General features: G+C 66.9%; 18 protein-coding genes. 8 read left to right on the top strand and 10 right to left on the bottom strand.

Features of this window, described 5'->3' with window-relative positions:
• Nucleotides 1-41 precede the first annotated feature (41 nt).
• Nucleotides 42-1133, top strand: a complete 1092-nt coding sequence (locus WJU17_RS13740; RefSeq protein ID WP_346327968.1) for an enolase C-terminal domain-like protein — start codon at nucleotides 42-44, stop codon at nucleotides 1131-1133.
• A gap of 72 nt (nucleotides 1134-1205) precedes the next feature.
• Nucleotides 1206-1874: a PEP-CTERM sorting domain-containing protein gene (locus WJU17_RS13735; protein WP_346327966.1), complete on the top strand. Its 669-nt coding sequence runs from the start codon at nucleotides 1206-1208 to the stop codon at nucleotides 1872-1874.
• A gap of 12 nt (nucleotides 1875-1886) precedes the next feature.
• Here the strand turns inward: WJU17_RS13735 and WJU17_RS13730 are convergent, their stop codons facing one another.
• The 3 genes from WJU17_RS13730 to WJU17_RS13720 form a co-directional block, all read right to left on the bottom strand.
• Complete coding sequence (locus WJU17_RS13730; RefSeq protein WP_346327965.1) at nucleotides 1887-3707, bottom strand: SLC13 family permease; 1821 nt, start codon at nucleotides 3705-3707, stop codon at nucleotides 1887-1889.
• Nucleotides 3708-3797: 90 nt separating this feature from the next.
• Nucleotides 3798-4643: an SDR family NAD(P)-dependent oxidoreductase gene (locus WJU17_RS13725; protein ID WP_346327964.1), complete on the bottom strand. Its 846-nt coding sequence runs from the start codon at nucleotides 4641-4643 to the stop codon at nucleotides 3798-3800.
• 18 nt (nucleotides 4644-4661) lie between these two features.
• Nucleotides 4662-5609 carry a DUF547 domain-containing protein gene (locus WJU17_RS13720; RefSeq protein WP_346327963.1) on the bottom strand — a complete coding sequence of 316 codons (948 nt, stop codon included), beginning with the start codon at nucleotides 5607-5609 and terminating at the stop codon, nucleotides 4662-4664.
• A 200-nt stretch (nucleotides 5610-5809) separates the two neighbouring features.
• Between WJU17_RS13720 and WJU17_RS13715 the strand changes: the two genes are divergently transcribed.
• Both WJU17_RS13715 and katG read left to right on the top strand, forming a co-directional pair.
• Nucleotides 5810-7003: an aromatic ring-hydroxylating dioxygenase subunit alpha gene (locus WJU17_RS13715; RefSeq protein ID WP_346327962.1), complete on the top strand. Its 1194-nt coding sequence runs from the start codon at nucleotides 5810-5812 to the stop codon at nucleotides 7001-7003.
• Nucleotides 7004-7178: 175 nt separating this feature from the next.
• Complete coding sequence (katG, locus tag WJU17_RS13710; protein WP_346327961.1) at nucleotides 7179-9347, top strand: catalase/peroxidase HPI; 2169 nt, start codon at nucleotides 7179-7181, stop codon at nucleotides 9345-9347.
• A 72-nt stretch (nucleotides 9348-9419) separates the two neighbouring features.
• Here katG and WJU17_RS13705 read toward each other — a convergent pair whose 3' ends face one another.
• The 3 genes from WJU17_RS13705 to WJU17_RS13695 form a co-directional block, all read right to left on the bottom strand.
• The gene (locus WJU17_RS13705) at nucleotides 9420-9917 is read right to left on the bottom strand and encodes a nuclear transport factor 2 family protein (RefSeq protein ID WP_346327960.1); all 498 of its coding nucleotides are present in this window, start codon (nucleotides 9915-9917) and stop codon (nucleotides 9420-9422) included.
• A 24-nt stretch (nucleotides 9918-9941) separates the two neighbouring features.
• Complete coding sequence (locus WJU17_RS13700) at nucleotides 9942-10841, bottom strand: SDR family NAD(P)-dependent oxidoreductase (RefSeq protein ID WP_346327959.1); 900 nt, start codon at nucleotides 10839-10841, stop codon at nucleotides 9942-9944.
• Between the two features lie 100 nt (nucleotides 10842-10941).
• Nucleotides 10942-11433 (bottom strand): nuclear transport factor 2 family protein, encoded by a 492-nt coding sequence (locus tag WJU17_RS13695; RefSeq protein ID WP_346327958.1) that lies wholly within the window; start codon nucleotides 11431-11433, stop codon nucleotides 10942-10944.
• Nucleotides 11434-11556: 123 nt separating this feature from the next.
• Between WJU17_RS13695 and WJU17_RS13690 the strand changes: the two genes are divergently transcribed.
• Nucleotides 11557-12048, top strand: coding sequence for a ferritin family protein (locus WJU17_RS13690; RefSeq protein ID WP_346327957.1), 492 nt, complete (start codon nucleotides 11557-11559; stop codon nucleotides 12046-12048).
• A 206-nt stretch (nucleotides 12049-12254) separates the two neighbouring features.
• Here the strand turns inward: WJU17_RS13690 and WJU17_RS13685 are convergent, their stop codons facing one another.
• Nucleotides 12255-12728 (bottom strand): CreA family protein, encoded by a 474-nt coding sequence (locus WJU17_RS13685; RefSeq protein WP_346327956.1) that lies wholly within the window; start codon nucleotides 12726-12728, stop codon nucleotides 12255-12257.
• A gap of 175 nt (nucleotides 12729-12903) precedes the next feature.
• Between WJU17_RS13685 and WJU17_RS13680 the strand changes: the two genes are divergently transcribed.
• From WJU17_RS13680 to WJU17_RS13670, 3 genes are read left to right on the top strand one after another with little or no spacing between them, the layout of a single operon-like run.
• Entirely contained in the window at nucleotides 12904-13986 is a 1083-nt protein-coding gene (locus WJU17_RS13680) for an efflux RND transporter periplasmic adaptor subunit (protein ID WP_346327955.1), read from the top strand.
• The gene (locus WJU17_RS13675; protein WP_346327954.1) at nucleotides 13983-17099 is read left to right on the top strand and encodes an efflux RND transporter permease subunit; all 3117 of its coding nucleotides are present in this window, start codon (nucleotides 13983-13985) and stop codon (nucleotides 17097-17099) included. Before WJU17_RS13680 ends, WJU17_RS13675 begins: the two co-directional genes overlap by 4 nt.
• Entirely contained in the window at nucleotides 17096-18511 is a 1416-nt protein-coding gene (locus WJU17_RS13670; protein ID WP_346327953.1) for an efflux transporter outer membrane subunit, read from the top strand. The genes WJU17_RS13675 and WJU17_RS13670 overlap by 4 nt, the downstream gene beginning before the upstream one ends.
• A gap of 53 nt (nucleotides 18512-18564) precedes the next feature.
• Here WJU17_RS13670 and WJU17_RS13665 read toward each other — a convergent pair whose 3' ends face one another.
• The 3 genes from WJU17_RS13665 to WJU17_RS13655 all read right to left on the bottom strand — a co-directional run bounded on the left by WJU17_RS13665 (nucleotide 18565) and on the right by WJU17_RS13655 (nucleotide 20972).
• Nucleotides 18565-18774 (bottom strand): cold-shock protein, encoded by a 210-nt coding sequence (locus tag WJU17_RS13665; RefSeq protein WP_346327952.1) that lies wholly within the window; start codon nucleotides 18772-18774, stop codon nucleotides 18565-18567.
• Nucleotides 18775-18961: 187 nt separating this feature from the next.
• Nucleotides 18962-19795, bottom strand: coding sequence for a type 1 glutamine amidotransferase (locus tag WJU17_RS13660; RefSeq protein WP_346327951.1), 834 nt, complete (start codon nucleotides 19793-19795; stop codon nucleotides 18962-18964).
• Between the two features lies 1 nt (nucleotide 19796).
• A complete protein-coding gene (locus WJU17_RS13655; protein WP_346327950.1) occupies nucleotides 19797-20972 on the bottom strand; it encodes an iron-containing alcohol dehydrogenase in 1176 nt (391 codons plus the stop codon).
• Between the last annotated feature and the right edge of the window lie 16 nt (nucleotides 20973-20988).

Genomic DNA, 20988 nt, shown 5'->3' with positions numbered 1-20988 from the left:
GCCGCCGGTCTATCAATGCGCCTTCGGCAGGGAGAAGGCTCATGACGGCAACAGGCATCAAGATCACCGGCTTGCGGGTCCGCGCGGCGATGGTTCCGCGACCCCGACCGCTGATCTTCCACACCGCGGTATTCTCGGAATCGCCGCTGCTGCTGCTCGACCTGGAGACGGACGCCGGCGTCACCGGCCATGCCTATCTGTTCTGCTACCACGATGAGGCCGTGCAGCCGATGGTCGCGCTGGCCCGCAACATGGCGGACGTGGTGACCGGCGCCGAGCTCGCGCCGCTGGCGCTGAACCGCGCTATTGCCGGCCGGTTCCGCTATCTGGGCATGCAGGGACTGATGCAGATCATCGCGTCGGCCATCGACATGGCGGCCTGGGACGCGGCCTCGAAAGCGGCGGGCCTGCCGCTCGCGCGCTATCTGGGCGGGGCACCCCGCCCGCTGCCGACCTATGACAGCACCGGCCTTGGCGGTCCCGCCTCGGTGGCGCGGGAAGCGCGCGAGCTGGCGGATGCGGGCTTCGGCACCATCAAGATCAAGCTGGGCTACGCGACCGGGGCCGACGATCTGGCCGTCATTCGGGCCATCGGCGAGGCCGTGCCGGGCATGCAGCTGATGGTCGACTACAATCAGCGGCTGACCAATGTGGAAGCCACCGCGCGCATGGCGCTGCTGGAGCCGGAAGGCCTGCTGTGGATCGAGGAGCCGCTGGACTTCAACGATCTGGACGGCCATGCCGCCCTGGCGCGCGATTTCCGCACGCCGATCCAGATGGGCGAGAACTGGTGGAACGCGCCCGACATGCTGAAGGCGGTGAAGGCCGGCGCCACCGACTGCGTCATGCTGGACATCGCCCGCATCGGCGGCGTCACGGGATGGCTGCAATGCGCCGCCCTCGCCGAGGCGCACGGCCTGCCGCTGTCGAGCCATTTCTTTCCGGAGATCAGCGCCCATCTGATGTGCGTCACGCCCACGGCGCACTGGCTGGAGTTCCTGGAATGGGCAAGCCCGATCCTGGTCGAACCGGCGTGGCAGGAGAATGGCGTCTACGTGGTGCCGGAAACGCCGGGCACGGGCGTGGCGTGGAACGAGGACGCCGTCGCCCGCTACGAGATCACGGTCGCATGACCCAGCGCCGGCCCGCACGGCAGGCAGCGATTGATCTTTGCCCTTTCCGGGGGCATAGCTAAGGCCATGCCCATGACACGCGCCGGAGTCCCGCTCGTCCCCGCCCTGCTGCTGGCGGCGCTGGCCGGCGCGCTCATGCCGAGCCCTTCCGGCGCCATGTCGGTCAATCTGATCAGCAATGGCGAGTTCGAGTATCCCGCCGGGATCACCAGCTACAACATCCTGCCCACCAACGGCGTCCCGGGTTGGGGGACGACGGACAGCGGCATCGAGATCTGGGGACAGGGTTTTTCCGGCTCGCCGAGCTATGGCAGTGACGGCAATCCCACCGGACAGAGCCTCGAGCTGAACGCCAATATGGGCGGCGCCTCGGTCTTCCAGACCTTCACCGTGCCGCTCGATATCACGTCCGGCGCCGCCGTGCTGAGTTTCGATGCCTGGCCGCGCGAGAACGCGCTGGGCACCGTCTCGCTGCAGGGTACGGTATCCGGTCAGATCCTGGCCCCCAGCGCCATCGCCATGAATGGCAGCCTGTGGACGCCCAACGTGTTCAACGTGACCGTCGCCGCTGGCGAAATGGTCACCCTGCTGTTTCAGGCCTTTGGCGGCACGTCGGCGGTATCGCCCCATGTGGACCAGGTCTCGTTCGCGGTGTCCGTGCCCGAGCCGGGCATGCTGGCACTGTCCGCCGCCGGCCTAGCGCTGCTGGCCGGGCTGCGGCGGCGTCGCCGCAGCCATTGATCCGGCGCCGCCCTACAGATTGTAGCGCAGCACCAGCAGGATCGAGAGCGACACGATCATGATCACCACCAAGGGCAGACCGGCCCGCAGATAATCGCGGAACTGATAACCACCAGCCGACATGATCAGAATGTTGGTCTGGTAGGCGAACGGCGTCGCGTAGCATAGATTGCAGCCGAACAGCACGGCCAGCACCAGCGGCTCGGCAGGGATGCCCAGCGTCGCCGCCAGACTGACGGCGATGGGCGTGCTGACGGCGGCGGCGGCCGTGTTCGAAGCGAAGTTGGTCAGCAGGGTCGCGAACAGCATCATGGCGGCCAGCACCGCGGCGGCGGGCAATGGCTGGAGAACGAACGCGAATATCTCCCCCAGCCAGCCAGCGGCGCCGGTTTCGAGCAGCGCGCGGCCCAGCGCGATACTGGCGGCGACCAGCACGATCACCTGGGTACTGAGCGCCCGGCCCACCCTGTCGAACTTGATGCAGCCCGTCGCCAGCATGGCGATGGCGCCGCCCAGGGACGCGATGGCGATGGGCATGAGCTTGAACGAGGCGAGGAACACCACCGCGCCGACGATGGCGAGCGCGATCGGCGCCTTGGTGGTGCGCGGCATTTCGGCCGCTCCCTCCAGCACCATGGCGCTTTCCCCCAGCTCCATGGCCTTCAGACGCTCCGGCGTGCCACGGACCAGCACCACGTCGCCCAGTTCCAGCACCTCGTCGGCGGAATGGCGCGGCTCCGAAAACAACGCGCGATTGGGCCGGTGCAGGCCGATGACGACGACGCCGTAGCGGTCGGCGATCTGCGCCGACTTGATACTCTTGCCGGTGAGGGGCGAATCCGAGCCGATCACGAGTTCCGCGATGATGTCGTCGTCCTCGGGACTGCCCTCCAGCGCCCGCAACGTCTCCAGAACGGTCGGATGCGCCAGCGGCGCCTTGAGATCCTCGCTGGCCTCGCGCAGATGGGCCATGGTGCCTTCCACCCGCACCAGGTCCCCGGCTTCCAGCTTGCCCACCGGCGGCACGGCGGCGTTGGCGAAGTAGGGCCGCACCACGGAGACGATCTTCAGCTCATGGCCGATGCGGCGTTCGAGCTCGCTTGCCGGCGCCCCCAGGACGGTACTTTCCGGGCCGATATGCAGGGCGGCCTCGAACAAGCGGGGCGATTGCACGGCCACCGATGAATTGCTCGGTAGCAGCCGAGGCATCACGAACCATAGGTATGGCAGGGCGATCAGGGCGGCCAGCAGCGCCGTATCGGCGAAATGGAACACGCCCATGCGAGGCAGCCCCATATCCGTGGCGATGGACGTGACGAGCAGATTGGTCGAGGTTCCGATCGTGGTCGCCATGCCGCCGATCAGGACAGCGCAATTGACCGGCATCAACGTCTTCGACGCCGGAACACCGACCCGCGTCGCCAGATTCAGCAGGATCGGCATGGTCAGCACCATGACCGGCGTATCGTTGACCACCATGCTCATGCCGGCGGCGATCATCAGGGTAAAGAGCATCCCGAGCGGCTTGTTCGCCCGCCACAGTCGCGCGAGCAGCCGCCCGGCGGGCTCGAGGGCGCCGGTGACGACCAGCCCCCGCCCCAGGATCATCAAACAGCAGATGGCGATGAGTGCCTCGTGGCCGAAACCGCCGAACGCCACCTCCATGCCGGTGAGCGCGCCATCATGCTCCAGCGGAAAGAAGTAGAAACCGAGGGCCAGGATGCCGATCACCCCCATCGACACCAGCTCGATCCGCAGCTTTCCCGTCGCGAACAGCCAGAAGGTGCCGATGGTCAGCAGGATCGTGGCGGCCGCGTGGATCGATGGCAGCATGAAACAGTTTCCCCCAGTCCGGTGAGCGGCCTTGTCTCCGACGGATGGACCTGCGTCAACCCATGTGGAGCGAAATCGTTGGCGCGGCGATCAATCGATGGAGAACGCCGCGAACGCATCCTTGTAGTCGGGATGCCAGCGGGACAGCGGCGGGCGATTCCGGACGATGTCGTCGGCGGCCCAGCGGATGCGCTTGTTGTCGAGCTCCCGCGTCACGTCATTGTCGGGGCAGATGATGTAGAAATCGCCCGCCGCCATGGCGGTCAGCATGAAGTCCGCGACCTGTTCGCCGGTCCAGGCACCAGGCGGCTTGCCGGGGCCATCGGTACGGGTGATGCCGGTATAGGTGAAGCCGGGCACCAGCAGATGGGCGCTGATCCGGCATCCGGGCGTGTTGCGCAGCTCGTGCTGCAGGCCTTCGGTCAGGACCTTGATGCCGGCCTTGGTGACATTGTAGGCCGTATTGCCGGGCGGACAGGTGATGCCCTGCTTGGAGCCCGTATTGATGATCGCGCCCGGCGCGCCCTGGGCGATCATCCCGGGGGCAAACGCGTGGACGCCGTTGATGACGCCCCAGAGATTGACCTCCATCACCTTGCGCCAGCCCTCGTAATTCTCCAGCGGACCGCCGCCGGCGCCGATGCCCGCATTGTTCATCAGCAGGTGCACGCCGCCAAAGGTTTGCCACGCCGCGTCCCTGAGGCGCTCCAGATCCTCCATCCGGCTCACATCCGTCGGCACCGCCAGCACGTCGGCGGCCGCGCCGGCCAGGGCGGCGACCACGCCGCGCGCATCGGCCAGCCTCGCCTCGTCCCGGTCGGCGAGCACGATTTTCATGCCGGCTTCGGCGAAACGCCGGGCGGCGGCAAGGCCGATGCCGCTGGCGCCGCCCGTGACGACCGCCACATGGCCGGGAGCAATCGCTGGATGGTTCATGCGCGTCCTTTCAGAAAACTATTCGGAGATCATGCCGCCCGCGCCGGCGCCCCGGTTCATCTGGCCGCGGGGCATGGTCCAGTTGGCGGGCGGCTGCTTGCCCGCCAGTTTCCAGTCGAAGTCGTAGCCGGAAATACTCGTCGCGCCGGCCAGCCGCCGGCCGGCGAGCTTGGTCACATGCTCCAGCACCTTGGCCTCGCCGCCCAGTACACCCTGATGCCAGCGGTAGAGTTCGGACAGACGTACGGCCGTGCCCTTGAGTTTGGCATTTTCGGGGTCGGCGACGAAGCGGGTGGCGGCGGCGGCGAGCTGCTTGTGCACGACGGCCGGCGCATAGGGCTTCAAGGGCAGGTCCGGACAGCCCCTGACCGGACAGCCGAGGCCGTAGAGCACCTGTTCGGCGGGCCAGAACGCGTAGAGAATGCGATGTTCGATGTCGTTGAGCGACAGGCTGACGCCTTCGACCGTGAGCATCGGCGTGGCCCAGGGATTACCCTCGGCGGTGTAGAACCTCTTGACGTTGAACTTGTCGTTCGCCCAGGGATTGCGCCCGGCTATGTCTTGCGACGCCTTGGCGGTCGAGGCGAAGGTCTCGAACATGATCTTCAGCGACGCCAGATTGTAGAGATTGAGCCAGTAGGCCAACTGTTCGTCGCGTCCCAGAGCCGTGACCTTGATGCCCTGCCATTCGGTGAGAACAATGTCGATGGCCTCCCGTCCGGTCTGGCCGAGGCCGCCGTAATTGGGCTCGACGCGGCCGGCCTTCTCTTCCATCACCGTCGACAGGATGTTGGCCCAGACATCGTAATAGACGCTCACTTCCGCATTCGGATCGTGCGCCTCGAACTGGGTGAGCGGGCCGCCCGGCGGCGCCGGCTGCGGTGTCGCCCATGCGGCGGGGGCGGCAAGCGAAAGCAGCAGGGCCACAGAACAGGCAATGTGTCGGCGCGAGCGGTGAAACGGCATCTCGACCCTCCCCAAGGTTGCCGAAACCGTACCCTTCCCGGGCCACCCCGGCAATACGGCCCATTTGTTGGTCCGCTGGATTTATGCTAGTCTGCATAATATAACGAGCGTCTCACGATGCATTGCGCGGGAGCGCCGTGATACGCTAAGCCAGCTCCGCGGAGCCGCTCCGCGCCACGCTCAGGGAAAAGAGGTTTTTCATGTCGAGAGAGAAACTGGTCGAAATCGTGCGCGACAACATCGCGCATTTCAAGGCAGGCACGATCGAGCAGGCGCCAGGCGTCTACAAGGTGCCGGCTTCGGCCTACACGGACGAAGCGCGCTTCAAGCAGGAGATCGACCTGATCTTCAAGCGCATGCCGCTGATGCTGGCGCCCAGCGCCGAGGTCAAGGAGCCCGGCGATTACAAGGCGATGAACCCGTTCGGCACGCCGCTTCTGATCACGCGCGGCAAGGACGGCAAGGCCCGCGTCTTCATGAATTCCTGCGGCCATCGCGGCGCGCCGCTGCGCGATTGCGGCACCGGCAAGGCGTCGCGTTTCGTGTGCCCCTACCACGGGTGGACCTACAACAATGAAGGCAAGCTGGTGGGCGTGGCCGCGAGCAGCGAGTTCGGCGAATTCGACCGCGAGGAATACGGCCTTCCCGAGCTGCCGACCCTGGAGCGCGCTGGCCTGATCTGGGCGGTGCTGGACCCCAACTCGACCATCGATATGGACGCCTTCCTGTCGGGCTATGACGACATGCTGGCCAACTTCAACTTCGACAACTGGTATCTGTTCGATTCGCGCACTCTGCGCGGCCCGAACTGGAAGATCGCCTATGACGGCTACCTGGATTTCTACCATCTCCCGGTGCTGCACAAGACCACCATCGGCGGCGACCGCTCGCCGCAGGCCAATTACTACGCCTGGGGCCCGCACCAGCGCGTCACCTCGCCGGATCGCTATGCCCACCTGGACAAGCTGCCGGAGGCCGAATGGCCGATGGAAGACATCATGACGGGCGTGTGGACCATCTTCCCGCACATCTCCATCGCCTCGTTCAAGGGCGGTGGGCGCGGCGTGATGATCTCGCAACTGTTCCCCGGCGACAATGTGGGCGAGTCCTTCACCACCCAGTACTACATGATGGAAAAGGAGCCGGACCAGGCAGGCAAGGACGGGGCGCGCAAGCAGTTCGACCTGCTGGAGAACGTGGTCCGCGACGAGGATTACAAGACCGGCCTGCAGGTCCAGGAAGCGCTCGCCTCGGGGGCGCGCAATCACTCGCTGTTCGGCCGCAACGAATTTGGCGGCCAGCGTTTTCACGGCTGGGTCCAGCGCCTGCTGGAGACGCCGGACGACGGCCTGAATGCCCTCTTCCGACAGCCGGAGCGCCAGGCGGCCGAATAAGCGCCGCCCCGGGCAAGATCCAAGGCGCGGACCGCGAGGTCCGCGCCTTTTCTTTTGCCCCGTGAACGAGACGACACAGAACTTTCATGCGTCGAATTCGCGAAAACGGTGGACGGGCTGAGGTGACGGACTACCTGAAAAGATAGATTTCACAGTGCCGCTAAGGGGAATGATCATGTCGAATGAAAGCCAGTGTCCGATGTCCGGGGGCAACCGCGCGCCCACCAATCGCGACTGGTGGCCGGACCAGCTGGACATTCAGGTCCTGCACCACAAGTCGGAACGTGCCGACCCGATGGGCGAGCAATTCGATTACGCGGCGGAGTTCAAGACCCTCGATCTGGATGCGGTGATCCAGGATCTCCACGCGCTGATGACCGACTCGCAGGAGTGGTGGCCCGCCGATTTCGGCCATTATGGCGGCCTGTTCATCCGTCTGGCGTGGCATAGCGCGGGCACCTACCGCATCGCGGACGGCCGCGGCGGCGCCGGCGCCGGGCAACAGCGCTTCGCGCCGCTCAACAGCTGGCCGGACAACGCCAACCTGGACAAGGCGCGCCGCCTGCTGTGGCCGATCAAGCAGAAGTACGGCCGCAAGCTGTCCTGGGCCGATCTATTCGTCCTCGTCGGTAACGTCGCGCTGGAATCCATGGGCTTCAAGACCTTCGGCTTCGCCGGCGGCCGCGCCGACACCTGGGAGCCAGAGGAACTCTACTGGGGACCGGAAGGCACCTGGCTGGGCGACAGCCGGTACAGCGGCGAGCGCGAGCTGCAGAATCCGCTCGGCGCGGTGCAGATGGGCCTCATCTACGTCAATCCGGAAGGCCCCAACGGCAATCCGGACCCGGTCGCCGCGGCGCGGGATATTCGCGACACCTTCGCGCGCATGGCCATGAACGACGAGGAAACCGTCGCGCTCATCGCCGGCGGTCACAGCTTCGGCAAGACCCATGGCGCGGGCGATCCGTCGCTGATCGGCGCGGAGCCGGAAGGCGGCGCGATCGAGGATCAGGGCTTGGGCTGGAAAAGCCGGCATGGCACGGGCATCGGCGCCGACGCGATCACCGGCGGCCCCGAGGTGATCTGGACCCAGACGCCGACCCGCTGGAGCAATCTGTTCTTCGAGAACCTGTTCAGCTTCGAATGGGAGCTGGAGACCAGCCCGGCCGGCGCCAAGCAATGGCGCGCCAAGAACGCCGAGGCCAGCATCCCGGACCCGTTCGACCCGTCGAGAAAGCGGGTGCCGACCATGCTGACCACAGACCTGGCGCTGCGTTTCGATCCGGCCTACGAAAAGATTTCGCGCCGCTTCCTCGAGAACCCCGACCAGTTCGCCGACGCCTTCGCCCGCGCGTGGTTCAAGCTCACCCATCGCGACATGGGGCCGATCCAGCGCTATCTGGGACCGCTCGTTCCCAAGGAGACGCTGATCTGGCAGGACCCGATCCCGGCCGTCGACCATCCGCTGGTCGGCGAGGCGGATATCGAGACGCTGAAGTCGCGCGTCCTGGCGTCGGGCCTGCCGGTCTCGCAGCTTGTCTCCGCCGCCTGGGCGTCGGCGTCGACCTTCCGGGGATCCGACAAGCGCGGCGGCGCCAATGGCGCGCGCATCCGCCTCGCGCCGCAGAAGGACTGGGAGGTCAACCAGCCGGCTCAGCTGGCGCAGGTGCTGGGCGCGCTGGAGCGCATCCGCCAGGACTTCAATGCCGGCGCCTCCGGCGGCAAGAAGGTCTCGCTGGCGGATCTGATCGTGCTGGCGGGCGGCGCGGCCATCGAAAAGGCCGCCAGCGACGCCGGAATCGCGCTGAAGGTCCCGTTCACGCCGGGCCGCATGGATGCCTCCCAGGAGCAGACCGATGTGGAGTCCTTCGCGCCGCTGGAGCCCAGGGCCGATGCCTTCCGCAACTATTACACCGCCAACAAGCTGATGACGCCCGAGGAAGCCATGGTCGACAAGGCCCAGCTGCTCGGCCTCTCCGGTCCGGAGATGACCGTGCTGCTGGGCGGATTGCGCGTGCTCGGCGCCAATGTGGGCCAGTCGGCCCACGGTGTCTTCACCCATCGCGCCGGCAGGCTGACCAACGACTTCTTCGTCAACCTGCTCGACATGGCGACCGAATGGCAGCCGGTCGCCGGCAAGGAAGGCGTCTATGAAGGCCTCGACCGCAAGACCGGTTCGGTCAAATGGACCGGCACCCGCGTCGATCTCATCTTCGGCTCGCACTCGCAGCTGCGCGCCTTCGCGGAAGTCTATGCCGCGGCGGATGCCGGCGAGAAGTTCGCCCGGGATTTCGCGGCGGCCTGGGCCAAGGTGATGAACGCCGACCGCTTCGATCTGGCGTAAGGCCGAGACGGGATAAAAGCAGGGCGCGGACCTCGCGGTCCGCGCCCTTTTTTCTTGCCCCGCGCGAACCTCTCAGCTCTTGGGCGGGAACGTGCCAGGAAAATCGCCGGTCAGGTGCTTTTCCGGCCACAGGAACTGCAGGGTGGTCCGCGCGATCAGCCACTGGCCATCGACCTTGCGGTACTCCTCGTCATAGAGGCCCAGCCAGATGAACGGGCTTTCGTCCTTCGGGCGGGTGGTCATCAGGTCGAGGAGGTAGCGGCGGCCGACGGCCGTGTTCGGGCCGGTCATCTCGACCCAGTGGTGGGAATTGGCGTGCAGCGCGCTGAACGAGCTGCCGCCATTGGCTTCCTTCACCTTGGCGTAGTTCTCGCGGATTTCCTGCCGCCCGTTCCAGGTGCCGTAGGGACCGAACTCGCACAGCGCGTCCTCGGTGAAGATGTCGGCCAGCTGATCCAGATAGGCGTGGTCCTGCAGCTGGGAATAGAGCAGGCCCAGCTTCCTGATGTCCTCGATATCCAGCAGGGTCCTCAGCCGCTTGACCTCTTCGGCCGTGAATTCACCCGACATGCGCGATCTCCTTGGTGTGTAAGTCTAATCCAGGTCCATGCCGTCCATGCCCGCGTTCAGGCGGGCCTTGGCGACGAGTCTTTCGACCACCGGTCCCAGCCGGGTGGGATCGGCGATGGGTTCGGTGACCGGGCCGCGGTGCCAGCCTTCGGCGATGGCGAGGATCCGTCCCGAGGCCTCGAACATCCGGCCCGTCACGTCCCGCGATTCCGTGCTGGCGAGCCAGGTCACGATGGGCGCGATCCAGAACGGATCGCCCTGCTTCTTTTCCTCCTCGGTGCGCTCGCGCAGGTTCTCGGTCAGGCGGGTCAGCGCGCCGGGCGCGATGCAGTTGACCGTGATGCCGTAGCGGCGCAACTCGCGCGCGGCGATGATGCTGAAGGCGGCGATGCCCTGCTTGGCCGCGCCGTAATTGGTCTGGCCGATATTGCCGTAGATGCCCGACACCGACGAGGTGTTGATGATCCGCGCATCGACCGGCGCGCCGGTCGCCTTGACCACGTCGCGCCAGTGGGCGGCGGCGTGATGGGCCGGGCCGAAGGTGCCTTTCAGATGCACCTTGATGACCACGTCCCATTCCTCCTCGGTCATGTTCACCAGCATGCGGTCGCGCAGGATGCCCGCATTGTTGATGACCACGTCCAGCTTGCCCCAGGTTTCGATGGCCTGGTCGATCATCCGCTTGGCAGCCTTGAAGTCGGAGACGTCGTCATAATTGGCCGCCGCGTCGCCGCCCGCCGCCTTGATCTCGTCGACCACCAGCTGCGCTGGCGTCCGGTCGGCGCCGACACCATCGGCGGCGGCGCCCAGATCGTTGACCAGCACCCTGGCGCCCTGCGACGCCAGCATTTTCGCGTACTCGCGGCCGATGCCGCGCCCCGCGCCCGTGACGACGCAGACACGTCCCTCGCAAAGCCTGTTCATGCCATTTCCCCGTTTGATCCCCGACACGTCTTCCCCAAGACCGCGCCGCATGATCGCCCGGTTCGGGGGCTTTGCAAACCCCTGACGGCGGGCGGCCGGTTCAGCGGAACTTGCTGGGCTCCACGGTGTAGGCCTCGGTGTCCTCGACCATCGGCCGGATGGTCTCGAACAGCCAGTGGCCGTCGCGGAACACGAAATCGTCCTGGTAGTGGCCGAGAATGCGGTGGAACTGCACGCTGCCGTCCGGCGCGTTGCCCGCATAGACCATCATCATGCGCCAGTAGCCGGTCGCCCGGTCGCCATCCACGACGATGTGGGGATTGGTCACCATGTGCTGGGAGTTGCGGATGCGGCCCGAATTGGCGAGACCGTCGAAGAACACGCGCCGCTCGGCATGGCCTTGCGCGTCCACGCCCATGGCATCGCACTTCCAGCGGCCTTCCGGCACGAAAATGGCTTCCAGCGAATCGGCATTGTGGTTGTCGTCGCAGCCGGCGCAGTAGCGCGACTTGAGGTTGTGAATCTCCAGTACCGCCTCGACCCGGTGCAGCCGGTCGAGAATGGCGGTCATGTCGAGCGTTTCCCTGTTCATGGTCATCCCCTTGATCTTCCCGGCCTCTAGAACAGGGGTAATCGGCGTCCGAGTCAACAATCAAGCCAGCTTGTTGGCGGGCGCGGGCCAGAGTAGGTTACCGCCAGGGAACAGGAGGATGCCATGAGCATATTACCCGCGTCGCTGCCGCAGACATCGGAAGAGGCCTTTGCCTATATCGGCACCATCGGCACGCCGACGGTCGATGATTTCAAGCTGATGATCTGCCTCGAGGCCAGTGGCCTGAGCTTCTACAACGCGCTCGCCGCCGGTGCGCCCTCGAAGGAGATCGCCGACCTGCTCGCCGCCAATGGCCGGGAGGAGATGGCCCATGCCAAGCGGCTTCAGAAGGCGATCCAGCTGATGACCGGCGAGATGTTCGAGATCCCGTCGCCGCAGACGAACCCGTACGACACGGCGCCCGCGAGCCTGCCGGTCGACGAGGCGCTGCTGGACAACATGGCCAAAGGCGAGTTCGGCGGCGAGCTGATGTACGAGGGCTGGGCGCAGAAGATGACCGATGCCGAAGTGGCCAAGCTGCTGCGCCAGAACGGCAAGGAAGAACGCCGCCACGGCGAGCGCGCGGAACAGGCGAAAGCGCTGCTGACTGCCTGACGATGGGGCGCCGCACGCCTGCCCGCGGGGAGCTAGGCGGCGCGCGGCGCGCCTTCATCGACCGCCGCGGCCCGCGGGAAATGGCGCCCGGGGAGTGGCGCCGTTCCCGATGTGCGCGGCTCGCGGCACACAACAAACGTTATAAATAAATCGGGCCGGCCGAAACTGGTGAGTCTGATAGCTGGCGGATTCGAGAGGTTGGGTCCTCAGCGCCAGGGCATGACGGGCACGGTGGAAATGGAATTCTTCGGCGAGCCATCGACCAGCTTGTCCGAGTAGACCAGGTAGACCAGCGTGTTGTTGGGCCTGTCGTAGAAGCGGACCACCTGCAGCCGCTTGAACAGCCAGGACCGGCTTTCCTTGAACACGTCCTCGCCATCCTTGAGCTTGCCCTTGAACGAGATCGGTCCCACCTGGCGGCAGGCGACCGCCGCGTCGGACGTATCCTCCGCCAGACCGACCGCGCCCTTGACGCCGCCGGTGCGCGCGCGGCTGACGTGACAGACCACGCCCTCGACCTTGGGATCGCGGAAGGAATCCACGCAGACCTTGTCGTTGGCCAGTCCCAGCATGCGGAAGGTCGTCGACACGCAGCCCACCTCCTCGGCGCGCACCGGCGCGGCCTGGAGAGACAGGACCAGAACATTCAGGACAAAAAAGCAGAGAAGGGTCAGTCGCATGAGTCATTCCCGTGGTGAAAGGAGCGGATTCCCGACAATAGCCGCTCCGCCCGATTACAATTGCGTCATGAAACAGCAATAGGGTGGCGCGGCACAGTCACCGACCATACCCTTTCCCGAGTGCCAGCCCATTTCACATTCCATGCCGCCTGAAAAAACGCCGACGCTTCAGCGCTTGCGCCCCCTGCTGATCGTCGGCGTGGTCGGCGCGTGCATCATCGGCGCCGTCCTTCTGCTGACCGGCGGCGGCGAGGATGCGCCGCGCGAGACTCCGGTGGCGCCGGTGATCGTGGAGAAAATCGCTTTCTCCGGCGAACAGGCCCGCGTCGAAGCGGTCGGTACCGCGCGTGCCCGGCAATCGGTGATGCTGTTCGCGGCCGCCGCCGGCGAGGTCTCGAAAGTGCTGTTCAGCCCCGGAGACAAGGTGGCCAAGGACGCCGCGCTGGTCGAACTCGACGCCCGCCGCGAACGTCTCGCCGTGGAACGCGCCGAGGTGGAAGTGCGCAACAACCGGCAGTTGCTGGCCCGCTACGAGCGCATCAAGAACACCGGCGCGGTGAGCGAAAGCCAGATCGACGAGGTCCGCACCGCGCTGGACGGCTCGCAGGTCGAGTTGAAACAGGCCCAGGTGGCGCTCCACGACCGGACGGTTCGGGCGCCTTTCACCGGCCATGTGGGACTGAGCGAATTGGATCCCGGCGACCGCGTCGACACCAGCACAGAAATCGCGCCCTTCGACGACCGCGCGGTGATCCTGGTCGACTTTGCCGTGCCGGAAGCCTTCATCGGCGAGGTCACGCCCGGTACGCCGATCACGGCGGAACCCTGGACGACGGATGCCGCGCCCAGGAAGGGCGAGGTACAGCATGTGGGCAGCCGCATCGATCCGGTCGACCGCAGCTTCACGGTGCGTGCCGCCTTCGATAACGAAGACGATCTGCTCCGCCCCGGCATGAGCTTCCGGATGATCATCGAAATCTCCGGCCGGGCCTATCCCTTCATACCCGAAGCCTCGATCATCTGGGGCGGCGAAGGCTCCTACCTCTGGGCGGTCCGGGAGGGCAAGGCCGTTCGCGTTCCGGCGGTGATCGTCGAGCGGCGCGAAGGCCGCGTGCTGGTCGACGCGGCGCTGCGTGAGGGCGAGACCGTGGTGGTCGAAGGCGTCCAGCGACTCCGGGACGGCACGCCGGTCGACATCGTCGACCGTCCCGCGCCAGCCGGGGCGACCGCCAGACAGCGCCCGGGAGCAGCCCCGTGAGCGCAGAAGGCGGCGGTCTCCCGGGACTGGGCGTACGCCGTCCTCTGCTGGTTCTGGTCATCAACCTGCTGATCGCCATCGCCGGCATCGCCGCGATCCTGGCGGTGGAGGTTCGCGAACTGCCCGACGTGGACCGGCCCATCGTCGTGGTCCGCGCCACCTTCCCCGGCGCATCGCCCGAGACCATGGATGCCGAGGTCACGCGCATCATCGAGGGCGCGGTGGCCCGGGTGTCCGGCGTTTCATCCATCGAATCCTCCAGCGAGGAGAACAGCGGGCGCGTCCGCATCGAATTCCGGCCCGGCGCCAATTTGGACACGGCGGCCTCGGACGTGCGCGAGGCCGTGAGCCGCGTCCAGCGCGACCTGCCCGAGGATGTGGAGGAATTGCTCGTCATCAAGGCGGACGATGACGCGGACCCGGTCGTGCGCCTTGCCGTCTGGAGCGCGACGCTGGACGAGCAGGAACTGACCCGCATCGTCGAGCAGGACATCGTTCCCGAATTCATTTCCATCGACGGCGTCGCCGACGTCCCGCTCAATGGCAACCGGGAAAGACAGATGCGGGTCATGGTGGACCCGTCGCGGCTGGCGGGCCATGGCCTGTCCATGACCGACGTGGCGACCGTGCTGCGGACCGCCTCCTTCGACGTGCCGGCGGGCAGCTTCCGGTCCGACGACCAGGAGCTGGTCGTACGCGCGGACGCCAGCACGGTCACGCCCGAGGCCGTGGAGGAGATGATCATCCGCGGCGGGATCCGCATCGGCGACGTGGCCGATGTGTTCTTCGGCCCGGCCGACGCGACATCCTACGTCCGGCTGGACGGACGGCCGGTCATTGGCATGGGCATCGTGCGTCAGGCCCAGTCCAACACCATCCAGATTTCCGACGAGGCCCAGCGCGTCGCGGCACGCCTGAACGAGCGGTTCGAGGACGTCAACATCGTCGTCACCTCGGACGACGCGGTGTTCATCCGGGGGTCCGTGACGGAGGTGCTGCTGAGCCTTTCCATCACCGTCGCCATCGTGATCCTGGCGATCTGGATCTTCATGGGTTCGTGGCCGGCGACCGTGGTGCTCAGCGTCGCCATTCCCATTTCGCTGATCGGCACCGTCGCGGCGATCTGGGCGCTTGGCTTCTCCATCAACATCGTCACCCTGCTGGCCCTGGTGCTGGCCACAGGGCTGGTCGTCGACGATTCCATCGTCGTGCTGGAGAATATCCAGCGCCGCCGCGCCCAAGGGATCGGCGGCCGCGCGGCGGCCGTGCTGGGAACACAGCAGGTGTTCTTTGCCGTGGTGGCGACCACCTCGGTGCTGATCTCGGTCTTTCTGCCGATCTCGTTCCTGCCCAGCACGGCAGGCCGCCTGTTCCGTGAATTCGGCTTCGTGCTGGCCATCGCCGTGGCCATTTCCTCGTTCGTGTCCCTCTCGCTTGTCCCCGCCATGGCCGCGCGCCTGTCGGACAGTCCGCCGAAGGATACGAAACTGCGCCGCGGGCTGAACACCGCCGGCCAGCGGGCCTCATCGTTCTACCGGCGGATTCTGCACCTCGCGCTGGCCGCGCCCCTGGCGGCGCTGGGGATCGGACTGGCGGCGGCGATCGGCGCCGCCCTGCTGTTCAGCGCCCTCGACCAGGAACTGGTGCCGCCGGAGGATCGCGGCGTCATCAACATCCGGGCGACCGGACCCGACGGCGTCGGACTGAGCTATTCGGAGCGGCAGGCCGACTGGATCGAAACGATCCTGCGGCCCTATCTGGACAGCGGCGAGATCGAGTCGCTCTACACGGTCGTCGGCCGCTGGGACCCGAACCGAGTGTCGGTCACCGCGCCGCTGGCCGACTGGTCAGAGCGCGACCGCGACCAGCAGGCCATCATCGAGGAATTGCAGGGCCCCATGGCCCGTATCCCCGGCGCCCGCGTCAATGTCCATGGCTCGTCGAGTCTGGATGTGGGCGGAGGAATCGGCGGCATCGAGGTGGCGCTCACGGGACCGGACTACGCGCAAATCTACGATGCCGCGCGAGCGCTCTCGGCGCGGATCGAATCCGAACTGGACAATCTCTCCAACGTCGAGATTTCCTATCAGCCGACCCAGCCGCAATTGTCGTTCGACCTGGATCGCCGGCGCGCCGCCGATCTGGGGGTGTCGCTCGAGGATATATCGAGCACGCTCCGGGCGATGATCGACGGCGACGATCTGGTCGATCTCAATGTGGACGATCAGGCCGTTCCGGTCATTCTGGAATCCCGGACCGGCGCCATCGAGAACCCGTCCGACCTGCGCAACCTGTTCGTGCGCAACGACAGCGGCGGCCTGGTGTCGCTCTACAGTCTGGCCACCGTGCGCGAGGAAGGCGTCGCCGCTGAACTCGACCGTCATGGCCAGCGCCGCGCCATCGAGGTGGAAGCCGAGGTGGCGCAGGGCTATCCGCTGCAATCGGCGGTCGACGATCTGCGCCGGCTGGCCGCCGATCTGCCGCCCGGTATCGACATGATCATGCTGGGCGAGGCGGCGACACTGGAAGAGACCTCCAAGGAACTCGCGCTGACCTACATCATCGCGCTGGTCGTCGTGCTGCTGGTGCTGATCGCCCAGTTCGAGAGCGTGAGCAGCGCGCTCGTCGTCATGGCGGTCGTCCCCTTCGGCATCGCCGCCGCCGTCTACGCGCTGTTCTTCAGCGGGATCTCCCTGAACATCTATTCGCAGATCGGACTGGTGATGCTGATCGGCCTGATGGCCAAGAACGGCATTCTCGTCGTCGAGTTCGCCGACCAGCTGCGCGACGAAGGCCTGCCGATTCGCGAGGCCATCGAGCAGGCCGCCTGGGTGCGCCTTCGTCCCATCGGCATGACCATCCTGTCGACCGTCCTGGGCGCGCTGCCCCTGATCCTCTCGACCGGGCCGGGCGCCGAGGCACGCGTCGCCATCGGCTGGGTGATCTTCGGCGGCCTCGGTCTCGCCACCATCTTCACCCTGTTCCTCACCCCGGTGATGTATCTCGGCCTTGCCCGCTTCAGCAAGCCGCGCGCCGCCGAAGGGGACAGACTCGCCAGCGAACTGGAACGAGCCAGCACCATCGCCGACAAGGACATGGAGCGCCCCACATGACCGGTCTGGCGCGGGCGCTCGGCCTGTTGTCCATCGGCGTGCTGCTGGCCGGCTGCGTCGTCAAGGCGGGGCCAGAGTATACCCCGCCGGCGCTGGCGGCGCCCGAGGCGTTCGGCCCCGCCCGCGCGTCGCTGGGGCAGACCGTCGCGCGCGAGGACGGCTGGTGGCGCGGCTTCGAGGATCCGGTGCTCGACAGCCTGATCGCCGACGCGTTGGCCGACAATCTGGACGTCGCCGCCGCCGCCGCGCGTCTTGCGCAGGCCCGCGAGCAGGCACGGGTGGCCAATTCCGCCCGCTTCCCGACCCTGGATGCGCAGGTGGGCGCCGGTCTGGACAGTGTTCTGGCCGGTCGCGGCGACGCGGGACGCGCCACCACCGGATCGGCTGACGGTTCGGCGATCTTCAACTGGACGCCCGACCTGTTCGGCGCCCAGACGCGGGCGCTGGAAGCGGCACAGGCCGAAGCCCGGCGGCGCGCGGCGCTGGTGGCCGACATCCAGCGGCTGACCGTGGCGGACGTGGCCCGGCAATATGTGGAAGCGCGGCGCGCGGGTGCGCGGCTCGCGCTGCTCGAGACGTCCCTGGGGCTGCAGAACCAGACTCTCGACATCGTGCGCAGCCGGCAGGAAGCCGGTCTTGCGGCCGACCTGGACGTCAACCGCGCGACCGCCGAAGTGGCGGAAACCCGCGCGATCCAGGGTCCGCTGGAATTGTCGCTGGAAGCGGCCCGCAACTCGGTCGCCGTGCTGCTGGGCGACGCGCCGGGCCTGACCGCACCGGCGCTGCCGGGCGAGATGCGGGTGCCGGTGTATGCGGGAGGCCCCGAGCCCGGCGCGCCGCGCGACATTCTGCGCCGCCGCCCGGATCTGGCGGCGGCGGAAGCGAACCTGGCGCGCGCCACCGCCGAAATCGGTGTCGCCGCCGGGGCGCTGTATCCGAGCCTCAGCCTGCCCGGCCGCCTGACCGCCCAGGCCACCGATATCGGCAGCGGCATGGTGGTCGAGCAGGTGATCGGCCTTTTGTCGGCAACGCTGGATATTCCTCTGTTCGACGCCGGCGGACGGCGCGCCCAGGTTCGGACCGCCGAGGCGCTGGCGCAGGAAGCGCTGCTGGTCTATCGGCAGACGCTGTTGCTGGCGCTGCGCGACGCCGAGACGGCGCTGGTGGCGATCCGCAGCGCGCGTCTGAGCCAGAAGGATTATCGCGAGGCGGCGCGGGCCAGCGATACGGCGTTTCAGCAGGCCAACGCGCTGTACAAGGAAGGACTGGCGAGTTTCATCGATATTCTCGATGCCCAGCGCACCCTGATTTCCAATCGCGAGGCGCTGGTCGAGGCCGATGCCGACCTCGCGCGGGCCATCATCGACTTCCACAGCGCCATCGGCACGCCGGTTCCGGCGCCCGCGCCATGAAAAAGGGCGCCGACTCGTCGGCGCCCTTTCAATTCAGTCCATAGAAGACCCGCTCAGGCCTTCTTCAGGTTTTCGGCCGAGGTCTTGCCGCGCTTGGGATCGCGCTGCTCTTCGTAAGAGATCTTCTGGCCTTCATTGAGGCTGCCAAGACCGGCACGCTCGACGGCCGAGATATGCACGAATACATCCGGACCACCGGCGTCCGGCTGAATGAAACCATAACCTTTAGTGCTGTTGAACCACTTCACGGTACCGACGGGCATCGCTGTTCTCCAATCAATGTGTGGCGCCGCATCGGATGAGCAGCGCATCAACCTGTACCTTGGATTGGCAGCAATCTATCCCGGGTGGCGAGACGGGCCGGCAAACCGCAGCAGCATGACGCCACAAGGATAAAAGCAAAGGGCAACAACGCAAGCAGGAAGTGCGTTGCACGCAAACCCACCATCATTATATGCCCGAAATGAAATCCAGCCAGTTACGCAGATCCCGTAGTCTTTCCGCCGGGTCGAGCACATCCCCATCGATACCCGCCAGCCAGCGGTTTTCCGGTGCGCCGCCTTGGTCGAACGACGCGAACACTTGCGCGGCGGACCGCGCCGACTCAACACTGTCGAAGAGACCTTCTGCGACCAGCCCCTCCGTATAGCGTCGCATGGACGCGGCGATCTCGGTGAATGTGTACTCGGGATGGTACTGGACCCCCCAGAAAACCCCGCCGTCGCGGCTGAAGGCGGCGGCCTGGACATGGGCCATGGCGTTATGGGCCAGGATCTGGGCGCCCTCCGGCAGCGCGGTCACGATATCCCGGTGCACCGCGATGGCGTCGAACGCATCGGGACGGCCGCGATACAAGGGGTGAACGCGCCCCGCCCCGGTCAGGACGATCTTTCGGGCCAGGCCGATCTCGCGCCCCAGCGGATTGGCCTCGACCGTGCCGCCAGCCGCCACGGCGCCGACCTGAAGCCCCCAGCAGCTGCCGAACTGGGGCACGCCGGCGGCGAAGCAGGTGCGGCAGAAGGCGAGCTGACGCTCGATCTCGGGGCCGCCATGATAGATGTTGAGCGAGGAGCCGGTCCACGCGATGCCGTCAAAGCCGCGCAAGGCCGCGGAGTCGGGCAGAACGGCGCCCGAATCGGCCGGAAATACGACCTCCAGGGACAGATCGCCGCGCACGCGGCGCAGCGCGGCGGCATAGAGCTGGTTGGCCACCGTGCCCCCGGCGGCGACCGACCGGTCGCGTGCCTCGGCGGTGTTGCCCTCGACGATCAGAACGCGGGTCATCTCACGCCGCGTCGCCGAGGGATCCGGCCACGGCGGCGCGGAAGATGCGCTCAAGGGCCGGCGCCTTGACCGCGACCGGATTGCCGCCGGCGGACGGATCGGCCTCGGCGAACCGGCCGATCTCGGCCGCGCGTTCATCGTCGACCCCGATCGCGTCCAGCCCATGCGGGATGCCCAGCGCCGCGCGCATGTCGAGCACCGCCTCGAGCACGCCGTCGAAGCCCGGCGCGGCGAGATCCAGGACGCGGCCGAGATGGCGCATCCTGTCGTCGATGGCGGCGCGGTTGTGGACCATCACGTAGGGCAGCACGATCGCGTTGGTCAGCCCATGATGCGTGTCGTAGAGCGCGCCGACCGGATGCGAGACGGCGTGCACCGCGCCGAGCCCCTTCTGGAACGCCGCCGCGCCCATGGAGGCCGCCGCCAGCATGCGCGAGCGGGCTTCCATATCGCCGCCGTCACGATAGGCGCGCGGCAGGTAGTCCCGAATCAGCCGCATGCCTTCGAGCGCGATGCCGTCGGCCTGGGGATGAAAGCCCGGCGCGCAGTAGGCTTCGAAGCAATGGGTGAAGGCGTCCATGCCGGTGGCGGCGGTGACATGCGGCGGCAGCCCGACCGTCAGCGCGGGATCGGCGATCACGATGCCCGGCATGATCCGGGGATGGAAGATGATCTTCTTCTCGTGCGTTTCCTCGTTCACCACGACCGAGGCACGGCCGACTTCCGAGCCGGTGCCGGCCGTGGTCGGCACGGCGACGATGGGTGCGATGCCTGCCGGATCGGCACGGGTGTACCAGTCGCCGATATCCTCGAAATCCCAGATCGGCCGGGTCTGGCCGCTCATAAACGCAATGGCCTTGCCGGCGTCGAGACCCGATCCGCCGCCGAAGGCGATCACCCCGTCATGACCGCCCGCCTTGTAGGCGGCGACGCCCGCCTCGATATTGGCGCCCACGGGGTTGGGCTTGACCTCGGCGAACACGGACACATCCATGCCATCGGCCGCCAGGGCGGCCAGGGCCTCGCGGGTGATCGCCGCCTCCCTCAGGCCGGCATCCGTCACCAGCAGCGGCCGGGAGATTCCCAGTGTCCGGCAGGCCTGGGCCAGTTCGGCGATGCGGCCCGGCCCGTGCAGGATACGGGTCGGATAATTCCAGGCGGCGGTCAGCACGGTCATGAAGGCTACCCTGGTG

Source organism: Iodidimonas sp. SYSU 1G8 (genome assembly GCF_039655775.1).
GTDB lineage: Bacteria > Pseudomonadota > Alphaproteobacteria > SMXS01 > SMXS01 > RI-34.
The sequence above is the reverse complement of the archived record's forward strand: the minus strand, read 5'-3'. Positions and strand labels throughout refer to the sequence as shown.

Bases quoted from the DNA above. Each gene is read 5' to 3' on its own strand.
- WJU17_RS13700 (WP_346327959.1), bottom strand. From the start codon at position 10,841: ATGAACAGGCTTTGCGAGGGACGTGTCTGCGTCGTCACGGGCGCGGGG.
- WJU17_RS13665 (WP_346327952.1), bottom strand. From the start codon at position 18,774: ATGCCCGTCGGTACCGTGAAGTGGTTCAACAGCACTAAAGGTTATGGT.
- WJU17_RS13740 (WP_346327968.1), top strand. From the start codon at position 42: ATGACGGCAACAGGCATCAAGATCACCGGCTTGCGGGTCCGCGCGGCG.
- WJU17_RS13685 (WP_346327956.1), bottom strand. From the start codon at position 12,728: ATGCGACTGACCCTTCTCTGCTTTTTTGTCCTGAATGTTCTGGTCCTG.
- WJU17_RS13670 (WP_346327953.1), top strand. From the start codon at position 17,096: ATGACCGGTCTGGCGCGGGCGCTCGGCCTGTTGTCCATCGGCGTGCTG.
- WJU17_RS13735 (WP_346327966.1), top strand. From the start codon at position 1,206: ATGACACGCGCCGGAGTCCCGCTCGTCCCCGCCCTGCTGCTGGCGGCG.
- WJU17_RS13705 (WP_346327960.1), bottom strand. From the start codon at position 9,917: ATGTCGGGTGAATTCACGGCCGAAGAGGTCAAGCGGCTGAGGACCCTG.
- WJU17_RS13695 (WP_346327958.1), bottom strand. From the start codon at position 11,433: ATGAACAGGGAAACGCTCGACATGACCGCCATTCTCGACCGGCTGCAC.
- WJU17_RS13660 (WP_346327951.1), bottom strand. From the start codon at position 19,795: ATGACCCGCGTTCTGATCGTCGAGGGCAACACCGCCGAGGCACGCGAC.
- WJU17_RS13715 (WP_346327962.1), top strand. From the start codon at position 5,810: ATGTCGAGAGAGAAACTGGTCGAAATCGTGCGCGACAACATCGCGCAT.
- katG (WP_346327961.1), top strand. From the start codon at position 7,179: ATGTCGAATGAAAGCCAGTGTCCGATGTCCGGGGGCAACCGCGCGCCC.
- WJU17_RS13725 (WP_346327964.1), bottom strand. From the start codon at position 4,643: ATGAACCATCCAGCGATTGCTCCCGGCCATGTGGCGGTCGTCACGGGC.
- WJU17_RS13720 (WP_346327963.1), bottom strand. From the start codon at position 5,609: ATGCCGTTTCACCGCTCGCGCCGACACATTGCCTGTTCTGTGGCCCTG.
- WJU17_RS13690 (WP_346327957.1), top strand. From the start codon at position 11,557: ATGAGCATATTACCCGCGTCGCTGCCGCAGACATCGGAAGAGGCCTTT.
- WJU17_RS13730 (WP_346327965.1), bottom strand. From the start codon at position 3,707: ATGCTGCCATCGATCCACGCGGCCGCCACGATCCTGCTGACCATCGGC.
- WJU17_RS13655 (WP_346327950.1), bottom strand. From the start codon at position 20,972: ATGACCGTGCTGACCGCCGCCTGGAATTATCCGACCCGTATCCTGCAC.